The sequence below is a fragment of the Micromonospora sp. WMMD1102 genome (genome assembly GCF_029626265.1).
Lineage (GTDB): Bacteria > Actinomycetota > Actinomycetes > Mycobacteriales > Micromonosporaceae > Plantactinospora.
Genome location: NZ_JARUBN010000001.1, coordinates 6,092,954 through 6,105,505, shown reverse-complemented (window position 1 = coordinate 6,105,505; position 12,552 = coordinate 6,092,954). Strand labels below are relative to the sequence as shown.

General features: G+C 72.9%; 12 protein-coding genes. 6 read left to right on the top strand and 6 right to left on the bottom strand.

Annotated elements, in window-relative coordinates; all coding sequences use genetic code 11:
* Positions 1-7: 7 nt before the first annotated feature.
* Both O7626_RS27365 and O7626_RS27360 read right to left on the bottom strand, forming a co-directional pair.
* Complete coding sequence (locus tag O7626_RS27365; protein ID WP_278063955.1) at positions 8-976, bottom strand: polysaccharide deacetylase family protein; 969 nt, start codon at positions 974-976, stop codon at positions 8-10.
* Between the two features lie 59 nt (positions 977-1,035).
* Positions 1,036-1,680, bottom strand: a complete 645-nt coding sequence (locus tag O7626_RS27360) for a DUF4126 domain-containing protein (protein WP_278063954.1) — start codon at positions 1,678-1,680, stop codon at positions 1,036-1,038.
* Between the two features lie 73 nt (positions 1,681-1,753).
* Here O7626_RS27360 and nucS point away from each other — a divergent pair, with 73 nt between their 5' ends.
* From nucS to O7626_RS27345, 3 genes are all read left to right on the top strand, one after another.
* On the top strand, positions 1,754-2,413 hold the full coding sequence (gene nucS / locus O7626_RS27355; RefSeq protein WP_278063953.1) for an endonuclease NucS: 660 nt from the start codon (positions 1,754-1,756) through the stop codon (positions 2,411-2,413).
* A gap of 206 nt (positions 2,414-2,619) precedes the next feature.
* Positions 2,620-2,820, top strand: coding sequence for a hypothetical protein (locus O7626_RS27350; protein ID WP_278063952.1), 201 nt, complete (start codon positions 2,620-2,622; stop codon positions 2,818-2,820).
* 75 nt (positions 2,821-2,895) lie between these two features.
* A complete protein-coding gene (locus O7626_RS27345) occupies positions 2,896-3,747 on the top strand; it encodes a MauE/DoxX family redox-associated membrane protein (RefSeq protein ID WP_278063951.1) in 852 nt (283 codons plus the stop codon).
* Here O7626_RS27345 and O7626_RS27340 read toward each other — a convergent pair.
* Together O7626_RS27340 and O7626_RS27335 are read right to left on the bottom strand one after the other, a co-directional pair.
* Entirely contained in the window at positions 3,741-4,409 is a 669-nt protein-coding gene (locus tag O7626_RS27340) for a class I SAM-dependent methyltransferase (protein WP_278063950.1), read from the bottom strand. The genes O7626_RS27345 and O7626_RS27340 overlap by 7 nt on opposite strands.
* A gap of 79 nt (positions 4,410-4,488) precedes the next feature.
* Positions 4,489-5,985 (bottom strand): aldehyde dehydrogenase family protein, encoded by a 1,497-nt coding sequence (locus O7626_RS27335; RefSeq protein WP_278063949.1) that lies wholly within the window; start codon positions 5,983-5,985, stop codon positions 4,489-4,491.
* A gap of 209 nt (positions 5,986-6,194) precedes the next feature.
* Between O7626_RS27335 and O7626_RS27330 the strand changes: the two genes are divergently transcribed.
* From O7626_RS27330 to O7626_RS27320, 3 genes are all read left to right on the top strand, one after another.
* A complete protein-coding gene (locus O7626_RS27330; RefSeq protein ID WP_278063948.1) occupies positions 6,195-6,755 on the top strand; it encodes an FHA domain-containing protein in 561 nt (186 codons plus the stop codon).
* Between the two features lie 532 nt (positions 6,756-7,287).
* Positions 7,288-8,364 (top strand): alpha/beta hydrolase, encoded by a 1,077-nt coding sequence (locus O7626_RS27325; protein ID WP_278063947.1) that lies wholly within the window; start codon positions 7,288-7,290, stop codon positions 8,362-8,364.
* A gap of 177 nt (positions 8,365-8,541) precedes the next feature.
* Positions 8,542-10,170 (top strand): 3-hydroxybutyryl-CoA dehydrogenase, encoded by a 1,629-nt coding sequence (locus tag O7626_RS27320; protein WP_278066333.1) that lies wholly within the window; start codon positions 8,542-8,544, stop codon positions 10,168-10,170.
* 30 nt (positions 10,171-10,200) lie between these two features.
* Here the strand turns inward: O7626_RS27320 and O7626_RS27315 are convergent, their stop codons facing one another.
* Entirely contained in the window at positions 10,201-11,292 is a 1,092-nt protein-coding gene (locus O7626_RS27315; protein ID WP_278063946.1) for an FG-GAP-like repeat-containing protein, read from the bottom strand.
* A 130-nt stretch (positions 11,293-11,422) separates the two neighbouring features.
* Positions 11,423-12,535, bottom strand: coding sequence for a VCBS repeat-containing protein (locus O7626_RS27310; RefSeq protein WP_278063945.1), 1,113 nt, complete (start codon positions 12,533-12,535; stop codon positions 11,423-11,425).
* Between the last annotated feature and the right edge of the window lie 17 nt (positions 12,536-12,552).

Here is a 12,552-nt window from a genome sequence, read left to right as displayed (position 1 = left end):
GGCCGGATCACCCGCCGGAAAGTACCTCCGACAGCGTCGCCGGGCGCAGCCCCCGGTCCCGCAGCCCGGCCAGGATGTGCGGCAGCGCCTCGTCGGTCATCGCCGCGTTCTCCTCGGTGACGTGCAACACGACCACCGAACCGGGCCTCACCTGCGACAGCACCGCCTTGACGATCGGCCGCCAGGCTCCGGCGAACGGGTCGCCGCTGACCACGTCCCCGTCGACCACCGTCACGCCGAGCGGGGCGAGCGCGGCCAGCGCGGCGGCGTCGTGACAGAGCCCGGGAAACCGGAAGTACCTGGTCTGCCGGCCGCCGTACGGCTCGATCAGCCGGAACGTCCGCGCGACGTCCTCGGTCATCCGGCCGGGCGGCAGCCGGGGCAGGCCGTAGCAGTCCGGGGTGAAGGCCAGGTGCCCGTACGTGTGGTTGGCCAGCTCGAAGCGCGGGTTGCCGGCGAGCCGTCGGGTCAGCTCCGGATAGCGCTGCACCCACTTGCCGGTCAGGAAGAACGTCGCCGGCACCCGTCGCCGCTCCAGCAGCTCCACGATCCGCAGGTTGGCGTACGAGCGGGCCCGGCCGTCCCGCAGGTTGCGCAGCATCGCGTCGGTCATGTCGGCGTCGAAGGTGAGTGCCACCAGGTTGCCGGTGCGGGGGCCGTGGTCGACCACCGGTGGGCGGCTGCCGGGTCGGATGGCGCCGGGAAGCGCGCCGCCGCCCGACGACCGGGGTGCGGGTGCCTCGGTCGACGGCGCCGGGGTGGCCGGGCCGGACGTCGCCGGAGCGGCGGTGGCCGACGGCGGCCCGCCCGGTGTGCCGCCGGCCGCCGCGTCGGCGGCCCGGACCGGGTCGAACCGGGGGGCCGACTTCGTCGAGCCGGTGCCGTCGCGGACCACGGTCACCACCAGGACGAGGGCGCCGAGCAGTGCGGCGGCGGAGCCGACGACAGCCGACACCCGAAAGAACTTCGTGAACACCCGGTCGAGGATGCCAGTCCGGCCGCGCCCCGGTGACCCCCGCCGTCAGTGATCCGTCGTCATCGGTGGTAGTCGTAGTCCGCCGTCGTCTCCTCCCGCGCGGCGACCCGGGCCGCCCGGCGTGCCGCCCGGCGGCGCCGGCGGCGGCGTACCACCCAGAACGCGAAGAGCGGCACGACCAGCAGGAAGAGCAGGACCAGCACCGGCAGCAGGATCGCCGAGAGCGAGAAGACCACGCTCGTGGCGTCCTCGGCGGTGCTCGCCACCGGGGCGCCGAAGCCGGCCGTACCGGCGTTGATCACCGGCCGGGCGGCCGCCTTGAGGCCGTGTACGCCGAGCGCGATCAGCACCCCGACCACCACCGGCACCCACTCGTGCGAGCCGAAGAACTGGCCGGGATCGCTGACCGTGACCGTCTCCGCGCCGGAACCCGCGCCGAAGGCGAGTCCACCGGCGGTCGGCCGGACCACTGTCTGCACCACGTCGTTGACGTGGTCGACCACCGGCACCTTGTCGGCCACCGTTTCGACGGCGAGCAGCACCACCAGGATGGCCAGCACCCAGCCGTTGGAGATCCACTGCCAGCCGCTGGGCAGGTTCACCACGTCGGTGTACCGGGCGAGCAGTCCCATGGTGAGCAGCGGGATGTACGCGTTGAGACCGGCCGATGCGGCGAGACCGGTTCCGGTGAGGGCTTCCAGCACGCCTACCAGGATGGCATCGACTCGCCAGGACGGCGCGGCCAGCGGGACCGGGGCGCTCCGCTACCCTCGTCGGGTGCGGTTGGTGATTGCGCGGTGCTCCGTGGACTACGTCGGACGGCTCTCGGCACACCTGCCGCTGGCGACCAGGCTGCTTATGGTGAAGGCGGACGGGTCGGTCTCGATCCACGCCGACGACCGGGCGTACAAGCCGCTGAACTGGATGAGCCCGCCGTGCCGGCTGGAGGAGGCCCCCGGGGTGTGGCGGGTGGTCAACAAGGCCGGCGAGGAGCTGCGGATCACCCTGGAGGAGATCTTCCAGGACACCTCCTACGAGCTGGGTGTGGACCCGGGTTTGCGTAAGGACGGTGTGGAGGCGCACCTGCAGGAGTTGCTCGCCGCCACCCCGACCGAGCTGGGCGAGGGGTTCACGCTGGTCCGCCGGGAGTACATGACGGCGATCGGCCCGGTCGACCTGCTCTGCCGGGACGCCGCCGGTGCCGCCGTGGCGGTCGAGGTGAAGCGGCGCGGCGAGATCGACGGGGTGGAACAGCTCACCCGCTATCTGGAGCTGCTCAACCGCGATCCGCTGCTCGCACCGGTCAGCGGGGTCTTCGCGGCCCAGGAGATCAAGCCGCAGGCCCGGGTGCTCGCCACCGACCGGGGCATCCGTTGCGTGGTGGTGAACTACGACCGGCTGCGCGGCATCGAGCGCGACGAGCTGACCCTCTTCTGATTCTCTCCCCGGTGGGGTGACCCCGGGCGGTTTCATGCGCCCGCACTGAAGAAACTTTCAGTTACATCGATTGACTCCGGGGATTTCTGCCAGGGCGACGGCATGTACGTCCGGGCGTCCGGCTCCCCGACGGCACCCTCGCCGCCGACTCGCTCTGGGCCAACATCGTCAACCTGACCGCGCACATCGCCTCGGTCGGCCGCAACGTGCTGCACCTCGACCACCACGGCCGGCGGCTGATCGGGCACGTCGTACCCGGCACCACCGCGGCGGTCTACAACGGCACCCCGGCCATCTCCGACGTCTCGCTGCTGAAGGTCGGCGGGCACGTCCAGGTGATCGGCGCCTGGCACCCGACACCAACGAGATCAGCATCGCCACCGTCTACGCCGCCAACTGAGGTGTAAGGAAGGGCCCCCGCATATCGCTTTTTGTTGTAGCGGGGGCCCTTCCTTACACCTCTTCCGAGAGAGGAGGGTGAGATGTTCCAGTCGTTGGCGGCGCTCCAGTCCCTGCTGGTCGGGGTCGTGCTGATCTGGTCGGCCCGGGTCAAGTTGTTCGACCGGCACGCGGCCGAACTGGCCGGCAACTCGGCGCTCGGCAGGCTGCTGAGTGCCGGGCGGGCGGTGCCGGCCTACCGCGTGCTCGGCGGGGCGGAACTGCTGCTCGGCGTCCTGCTGGTGCTGCCGCCGGCCCCGGTCGCCGAGCCGCCGGCCGCAGCCGCGCTGGCCGCCGGCTTCGTCGGCTTCGTCGGCTATCTCTGGTACGCCCGCCGCGTCGCGCCCGCCGCCTCGTGCGGCTGCCTGAGCGCCCGGGCCACCCCGGTCACCGGGCGCGGCATCGCCTGGGCCGGCCTGCTGTTGCTCGCCGGGCTCTTCGGCGTCGCGGCCGGTGGCACGTACTGGCTGCCGGCGCTGGCCGCCGCCCCGGCCGCGTCGACCGGGCTGCTGCTGGCCGAGGCGGCCCTGCTCGTCGCGCTCTCCCCGGAGTTCGACGGGTACTGGCTGCTGCCGCTGCGCCGGATCCGCGCCCGGCTCACCCATCCGCTGCGCGACGGTGCCGGGGTGCCGCTGCTGGCCAGTGTCCAGCAACTCCAGCTCAGTACGGCGTACCGGCAGGTCGCCGCGCTGCTCACCTCGGACGTCCGGGAGCACTGGCTGGAGGAGTCCTGGCGGATGGTCTGCTACTCGGCCCGCTACCAGGGCCGGCCGGCGACGGCGGTCTTCGCGGTGCCGGCCGGGGAGGTGGCGCCGGACCGGGTCCGGGTGGCCCTGGTGGACGACTCGACCGGAGCCACCCTGGTCGCCGGTGCCGGTGCGGACCGCGATCAGTAGTCGCCGGTGCCGGTGCGGACCGCGATCAGTGACTTGACCATCCCGGCCAGCCGTTCGGCCCGGATCCGGGAGTGCGGGAAGTAGTGCCGCATCTGCGACCGGTCCACGAGTTCGGTCCAGAGCACCTGCTGGGTCGCCGTCTCCCGGCAGTCCGGCCGGGTGTGCGCCAGTGGCCAGCGGCGGGCCAGCGCGATCCGCACCCGGACCGGGGTGAACTGCATCCCCGGGGCGATCCAGTGCGGCTCGATCGGGAAGTACCGGTACGGCGTCTGCACCCAGTGCGCGTCGGAGAGCGCGTGCACCGTCTCGGCGAACCGCAGCCGGCGCTCGTGCCCGCCGACGTGTTCCAGCACCGAGTTGGAGAAGACCAGGTCGTAGCGGCGGTTGGCGATCGGCCGGGGCAGCGCGCAGGCGTCGCCCCGGTCCACCTCCGCCCACTCGGGTACGTCGATCGGCACCTCTTCGAGGTTCACCACGTGCACGTGTTTGGGGCGTACCGGGGCCTGCTGCCAGGTGTCGACCCGTCCGCCGAGGTCGATCACGGACATCTGGGCCAGGTCCGGGAAGGTCTCGGCGAGCCAGCCGGCCCGGCGCGCACGCCGTCGGCCGCCCCAGGAGTTCTCGCTGTCGACCAGGCGGAATCGCAACGCGTGCAGCCCCATTGGCCGAACGGTACCGATGCGGGAGGCGGCCAGGGATGTCCTAGTCGCCCTTTTGTCCCTACGATCGGTCAGCTTGAAGTCACCGTCCGTACATAATCTTGGCTGCTTTGACGATCCTTTCCACCTGGGCCGGAGTCCGCTCGAAGGTCATCGACGGCAGCACGGAGCGGGCCCGCCGTCTCGTCACCGCCTTGCTGCGGGCGAACTCGCGGAGTCCGTCCGCGCCGTGGATCCGGCCGAAGCCGGAGTCGCCGATTCCGCCGAACGGGAGTGTCGGCATCCCGACGAAGGTCAGCGTGGAGTTGATCGCCGTCATCCCGGAGCGGATCCGGCCGGCGATCTCGGCCGCCCGGCGCCGGCCGAAGACCGAGCCGCCGAGGCCGTAGCGGACCGCGTTGGTGCGGCGCAGCGCTTCGTCGGCGTCGGCCACCCGGGCGATGGTGAGGGTCGGCCCGAAGGTCTCCTCGCGGACCGCGTCGGCATCCTCGGGTACGTCGAGCAGGATCGTCGGGTGTACGTACGGTGGCCGTACCGCCTCCGGCCCGCCGAGTACCGCCCGCCCGCCGCGCGCCACGGCGTCCTCGATGTGCTGACGGATCGTCTCGATCTGGCCGGGCATGGTGATCGGGCCGAGGTCGGTGTCGTCGGCCCCGACGGTGAGCCGGCTGGCCCTGGTCACCACCTTGTCGACGAAGGCGTCGTAGACGGGTGCGGTGACGTAGGCCCGCTCGATCCCGATGCAGGTCTGCCCGGCGTTCGTCAGCGCGCCCCAGACGCACGCCTCGGCGGCGGCGTCCAGGTCGGCGTCGTCGTCGACGATCATGGCGTCCTTGCCGCCCGCCTCGACGACCAGCGGGGTGAGCGTCTCGGCGCAGGCCGCCATCACCTTCTTCGCGGTACGCGTCGAGCCGGTGAACGCGATCTTGTCCACGCCGGACCGGCAGAGTGCGGCGCCCACCTCACCGAGCCCGTGCACCGCCTGCAACACCGGCTGCTCCGGCACGATCTCGGCGAACGTGTCGACCAGCCACTGCCCGACCGCCGGGGTGTACTCGCTGGGCTTGAGCACCACCGCGTTCCCGGCGGCGAGCGCGTAGCCGAAGGCGCCGAGTGGGGTCAGTACCGGATAGTTCCACGGCGCGATCATCCCGACCACGCCGAGGGGCCGGTATTCGAGCCGGGCGGAGAACTCGGCCACCACGAGCCGGGACCGCATCCGGCGGGGTCCGAGCACCCGCTTGGCGTTCCGGGCCGCCCAGTCGAGGTGGTCGATCGCGCTCACCGCCTCGACCACCGCGTCGGCGACCGGCTTGCCGGTCTCCAGGTGCGACAGTTCGGCGAGTTCGGTGATCCGGTTGGCCAGCAGCGCCCGCCAGCGCAGCAGCCGGCTCCGCCGGCCGGCGAAGCCGAGGTCGGCCCACCACTGCGCGGCGGTCCTGGCCCGTTCGACGGCCCGGCCGACCGCCTCGGCGTCCGCGACCGGAAACCGCCCGGCCAGCTCCCCGGTCGCCGGATTGGTGGAGACCAGCTCGCCGTCGGAGATTTCGGGTACGCCGGGAGCGTTCACGGTCGTCATGGCGGAAGTCTAGACCCGAGGATTACTCACGGGTAGCCATACGGATCGCCGCGTCCCGATCTCCTCTCGGCCGAACCGGCGAGCCCGGATCCGCTTCCTGGCCAGCGCGACTCGGACCGCCAGGACGTGGAACCGGACCTGGTCGGATGGGAAGCTGACCCGGGGCCGACGTTGCCGCGTCGGTGGGGCGGAGCCGGATGGAGAAATCCATGTCCGACGAACTGGAGCTGTTGCCGATACTGACCGTCACCAGCGGACCACTGAGAGGGGCCAGTTTTCGACTGCGCCCCGGCGTACGCCGGATCGGTCGGTCCGACGGCGCCGATGTGCCGCTGGACGATCCGTTGGTCAGTCGCTGGCACGCCACCGTCGAACTCGCCGCCGGGCGGGTACTGCTGACCGACAGCGGGTCGACAAACGGCACCTGGCTCAACGACGAGCGGCTCGCCGGGCACACCGAGCTCTGCGACGGCGACCGGATCCGGCTCGGGAATCTGGAGCTGCGGTTCTTCGACCCTGGTGCCGCCGCCACCGACCAGTTGGGCACCCTCAGCCGAGGGCTGAAGCCGCTGCTTCCGCCGCCACCCGCACCGCCACCCGCACCGCCACCCGCACCGGCATCCCCGCCGTCGGAGGCGGCCGGCGCGCTCGCCGCGCCGACCCAGCTGATGGGTACGGCCGGCCGGCGCTCCCGGCGGATCCTGCTGATGATCGGCGGCGGCGTCGCCCTCGCCACCGGGATGGCCTGGGTCTACCTGGCCTTCCAGTGACCACCTACCCGACCCGTCGAGCGGCGGCCCGTGCCGTTCGCCGGCCGGCATGACCTGCTGGGCAGACTGTCGAGCTGGGTGCACGAACGGGGCACCGAAGATCCTCCGGCCGGCCGGCCGCGCTCCGCCGCCGGAAGCGAAGCGGGCGCGGTTGGCGGGCGCGGTTGGCCGGGCGTGATGGTCGGGCGCGCGGTGGCCGGCTGCGGTGGCCGGGCGCGGTTGGCGGGCGCGCGGTGGCCGGCTGCGGTGGTTGGGCGCGGTTGGCGGTCGCGGTGACCGGTCGCGCGGTTGGCGGTCGCGGTTGCCGCGCGTGGTGGGCGGGCGTGGTTGGCGGGAGCACAGACGGGGCAGCTCGACAGTCTGCACAGCGGGTCTGGTCCGGCCCGTCCCGACGGCGCGGTCGCCGGGCGAACGCCCGCGTCGCGCCTGGGGGAGTGGTGCCGGGAGGAGTGGGGCCGGGGGAGGATCCGGCCCCGGGATGTGTCGGACGGCCACATGTCGCCGCGGGCGGACGGCTGGCATCATCGCTGCGATGGAGATCCGGCGACACGAGATTCCGGCGAACGGCATCCGGCAGCGGGTACTGGTGGCCGGTCCCTCCGACGGCCGACCGGTAGTGCTGATCCACGGCAACTGCTCGTCCGCCGACTTCTGGCAGCCGCTCATCCGGCAGCTGCCGACCCACCTCCGGCTGGTCGCCCCCGACCTGCGCGGCTACGGCGGCACCGAGGTGGCGCCGGTGGACGCGACGCGCGGGCTCGGCGACTTCGCCGACGACGTCGCCGCGCTGCTCGACGAACCGGCCCTGTTCCCGGTGGCGAACGCCCGGCCGGTGCTGGTCGGGCACTCGCTGGGCGGCGGAGTGGCGATGCGGCTGCTGGTCGACAGCCCCGACCGGGTGGCCGGGCTGCTGCTGGCGGCGCCGGTGTCGCCGTACGGCTTCGGCGGGACCCGGGAGTTGGACGGCACCCCGACCACCCCGGACTTCGCCGGCACCGGAGGCGGCACGGGCAACCGGGACTTCGTGGCCCGGCTGGCCGCCGGAGACCGCAGTGCCGACGAGCGGACCAGCCCACGGGCGGTACTCCGCAGCGCGTACGTCGCCGACCCGGCCAGCCTCGGCGCCGACGAGGAACTGCTGCTCGACTCGGTGCTCTCCACCGCCACCGGTGACGACAACTATCCGGGCACGACGGCACCGAGCGCCAACTGGCCGGGGATGGCGCCGGGGGACCGGGGCGTACTCAACGCGCTGGCGCCGAAGCACTTCCGGGTCGCCGACGAGCTGGTGGCCGTCCCGGTCAAGCCGCCGATCACCTGGGTACGCGGCGACGCCGACGTGATCGTCTCGGACACCTCCCTCTTCGACCTTGCCCAGCTCGGCGCGCTCGGCGTACTGCCCGGCTGGCCGGGGGTGCAGGCGTGCCCGCCGCAGCCGATGGTCGGGCAGACCCGGGCGGTGTTGGACCGGTACGCGGCGGCGGGCGGAAGCTACCGCGAGATCGTCTTCCCGGGCTGCGGCCACTCGCCCAACCTCGAACGTCCGGTCGAGTTCGCCGCCGCCCTGTCCGACCTGCTCGACCAGCTCGACCTGCTCGACCACCGGTAGGCCGGGGCACCCGCAGGCCCGGCCGAGGCGTCCGGGCGGCCCGTGGCAGACTCGCCGCAGGTGACCTAGCGGCCGTTCAGCTCGCGGCCCGGACACAGTGGGAGGCCAGGGGTGACAGGCGAGACGACCGGTGCCGGCGGCACCATCGACACCGGAACGACCGGTGCCGGCGGCACCATCGACACCGTCGGCGTCGTCGGGTTGGGCACCATGGGCGCCGGGATCGCGGAGGTCTTCGCCCGCAGCGGCCTCCGGGTGGTGGCCGTGGAGATCACCGCCGAGGCGCTGGACCGGGGCCGGGCCACCCTGGCCCGCTCCACCGACCGGGCGGTGGCCCGGGGCCGGCTGAGCGCCGCCGACCGGGACGCGCTCGTCGAGCGGATCACCTTCGCCGTCGGGCTGCCCGCGCTGACCGAGGTCGACCTGGTGATCGAGGCGGTACCCGAGCGGCTCGACCTCAAGCGACGGCTCTTCGCCGAGCTGGACCGGATCTGCCGGCCGGGCGCGATCCTGGCCAGCAACACCTCCTCGCTGAGCGTCACCGAGATCGCCGTCGCGACCGGCCGGCCGGACCGGGTGATCGGGATGCACTTCTTCAACCCGGCGCCGGTGATGAAGCTGGTCGAGGTGGTCCGGACCGTCACCACCTCGGCCGAGGCGGTCGGCGCGGTGCAGGCGCTCTGCGCCCGGCTGGGCAAGGTCGGCGTGACCATCGCCGACCGGGCCGGCTTCGTCGCCAACGCGCTGCTGTTCGGGTACCTCAACCAGGCGGTCGCGATGGTCGAGTCGGGGTACGCCACCCGCGAGGAGATCGACACCGCGATGCGGCTCGGCGCCGGGCTGCCGATGGGGCCGCTGACCCTGCTGGACCTGATCGGCCTGGACACGGCCTACGAGATCCTGGAGACCATGTACCGGCGGGGTGGGCGGGACCGGCGGCACGCCCCGGTGCCGCTGCTGCGCCAGATGGTCACGGCGGGACTGCTCGGCCGCAAGTCCGGCCAGGGTTTCTACGCCTACGAACGGCCCGGTTCGGCAACCGTCGTACCCGACGGGCGGACCCCGGCGGCGGCACCGGCGGACGGCGGCCGACCGGTGCGCCGGATCGGGATTGTCGGCACCGGCGATCCGGCCGACCGGCTCGGCGACCTCTTCGGACAGGCCGGCTACGACGTGCTGGTGACCCCGCCGGAGCAGCTCGGCGGGCTGGCCGACGCCGACCTGGTGGTGGAGGCGGTGGCCGACGAACTGGCGGTCAAGCGGGCCCTCTTCGCCGAGCTGGCCGAGGTCTGCAAGCCGGAGGTGCTGCTCGCCACCACCACCGGCACGCTGCCGGTGATCGACGTCGCGATGGCGGCCCGGCAGCCGGCCGAGGTGGTCGGGCTGCACCTGCTCGACCCGACCCGGGCCGGCGCGCTTGTGGAGATCGTCCGGACCGTGCGCACCTCGGCCGAGGCGGTCGCCACCGCCCGGACGGTCTGCGCCGGGCTGGGCCGGACCGGGGTGGTCTGCGGGGACCGGGCCGGCTTCGTGGTGAACGCACTGCTCTTCCCGTACCTGAACGACGCGGTGCGGATGCTTGAGGCGTCGTACGCGTCGGCGGACGACATCGACCACGCGATGACCCTCGGCTGCGGCTATCCTGCGGGCCCGTTCGACGTGCTGGACGCGGTCGGCCCGGCGGTGGTGCTGCGGATCCAGCGGGCGCTCTACCGCGAGTCCCGGGAGCCGGGGCTCGCCCCGGCGCCCCTGCTGGAGCAGTTGGTCACCGCCGGCCGCCGCTTCCGGGACCCGGCAGCGGATTGACGGCTCAGCGGACGGCAGCGGGCTGACGGCTCAGCGGGTGAGCCGGAGGCTCACCGCCGCGTTGCTGGTCCGGCCGGCCTCGGTGAGCCGGTAGACGAACCGGTCGGACCTGGCCTGGTGGCCGGGGTTCGGCCGGTAGACGACCGTACCGCCGGTGGTGACCTGCACCGTGCCGTGCGCCGGCCGGCTGACGATGCTGACCCGGGTCGCGCTGGTGGCGAAGTCGTTGGCGAGCACCCGGATGCCGGTCGCCCGGACCGCGCTCACCTGTGCGTTGTCCCGGACCGCCGTGGGGGCCGGGAGGAAGGTGCCGGTGCCGGTGCCGACGAAGACGTTTCGCGCCCCGGTCACGTCGCTGGTGGTGAGCACGTCGGGAAAGCCGTCGTCGTTCACGTCCGCCACCGAGACCGTCCAGAAGTCGTCGCCGTAGGCGTCACCCCGCAGATCCACCACGGTACCGTCATCCAGCACCACGACCACGCCGGTGAAGTACGCGCCGCAGCCCTCGACGTACGCGATCGTCACGTCCATCGCGCCGTCGGCGTCGAAGTCGGCGAGCTGGTACTGCGGCCGGCCGGAGCAGTACCGCACCGGGCCGGGGACCAGCGCACCGGCGCCGGTGTTGAGGTACGTGCTGAAGCCGCTGCCCTGGTCGTCCCACTGGTAGATGTCCTGCCGGCCGTCCCCGTCGAAGTCGGCGGTGCCGATGTAGCTGGGCTGCGTGATGGTGTCGAAGCCGGCCGAGACCGCGAAGTCGTCGAGCACCAGCAGGGTGTGGTCGATCCCGGGCGGCGGCCCGGAGAACCAGGTGACGGCCAGCTCGTTCGCGGCGTCGCCGTCGAGGTCGAGCCCGACTCCCATGTCGGGGCAGTCCGGCGCCGCCGTCAGGTAGCGGTAGGACCGGGCCGGGCCGTAGCCGCCGGGGCGGCCGAGTTCGACCCGGACCGCGCAGTCGGAGGTGCCGGGCAGGGTGCCGAGGGTGTTCCGGTCGGCACGGCCGTCCCCGTTCACGTCCGCGACGATCGGCTCGTGCTGCCAGCCGGCCCAGGCGGCCGGCGCGGCCAGACCGACGGTGGCGGCGGTGACCGCGATGGCGACGAAGGTGATGCGCCGATACCACATGATGCCTCCCGGGCCCTGACCAGCCATTTTGGCAGGCTGTCCAGATGGAGATTAGATCGCCTAAATGCCTAATAGTTCTGGTTGACCAGCATCTGACATGATTTGCCCGATGGCTTCTGTAGCCCGGCGTTCAGAGGACGACCCGTACCACCACCGAGGCTTCGCTGGTCCGGCCGTCCTGCACGAGTCGGTAGACGAACCGGTCGGTCGACTCGACCGTCGCGTCGGGACGGTAGCTGACGGCATGGCTGCCGGAGACCTCGACGCTTCCGGAGCTGGGCGGCACGACGACAGTCAGCTGGCACCGTCGACCGCACCAGTCGTTGGCCAGCAACGGGATGTGTACGGAACCGCCGACCGGCACCGTGGCGGTGTCGGGGACGGCCAGTGGCGCGCTGACGAACCTCCCGTCGCCGGTGCCGAGGAAGGTACCCGGCTCACCGGTGGGCTGGCGGTACGTGAGCACGTCGGACGTGCCGCCGCGGTCGGCGTTCAGCACGTCGACGGTCCAGCCGACCCGCCCGTGGTGGTCGCGCTGCAGCCCGACCGTGGTGCCGGCGTCGAGTACCACCACGACCCCGTCCGACCCGTCGTCGCACCGATCGGCATAGGCGATGGCCACGTCCATCGCCCCGTCCCGGTCGAAGTCGGCAAGCCGCTGCTGGACCCGGGCGGCACAGAACCTGACCGGGCCGGGGACGAGGGTTCCGGTGCCGGAGTTCAGGTACGTGGCGAAGCCCTCGCCCTGGTCGGTCCAGAGATAGACGTCCGGCCGCCGGTCGCCGTCGAAGTCGGCCAGTCCGATCTCGTTGGGACTGTCGAGCGCCGGCATCCGGGCCGACACGGCGAAGTTCCGCAGTACCAGCAGGTCCTGGCCGGACCGGTCGGGCGGCCCGGCGTACCAGCCCACCACCAGTTCGGCCCGACCCGGAACCGTCGGCTGGCCGGGGTCGAGGTCGACGGCGACACCGAGTTCGGGGCACCTGGCCGACCGGCCGGCGCCCGGCGCCCGGTAGGTGTACCGCTGTGCCGGCTGGTAACCGCCGTCCGGCCGACCACCCTCCACCCAGACCGCGCAGTCCGGCCGTGCGACGCCGAGCCGGACCCGGTCCACCACGCCGTCCCCGTCCACGTCGCCGAGGAAGGGCTCGTTCGGGCGTGCGGCCCCGGATGCCGACGCCCAGGCCAGGACCGGCGGGATCGCCGCCGTGGCGGCAAGCGCCGCGATCGCTCTTCTCCGCATTGGGTGCCTCCGGTGGT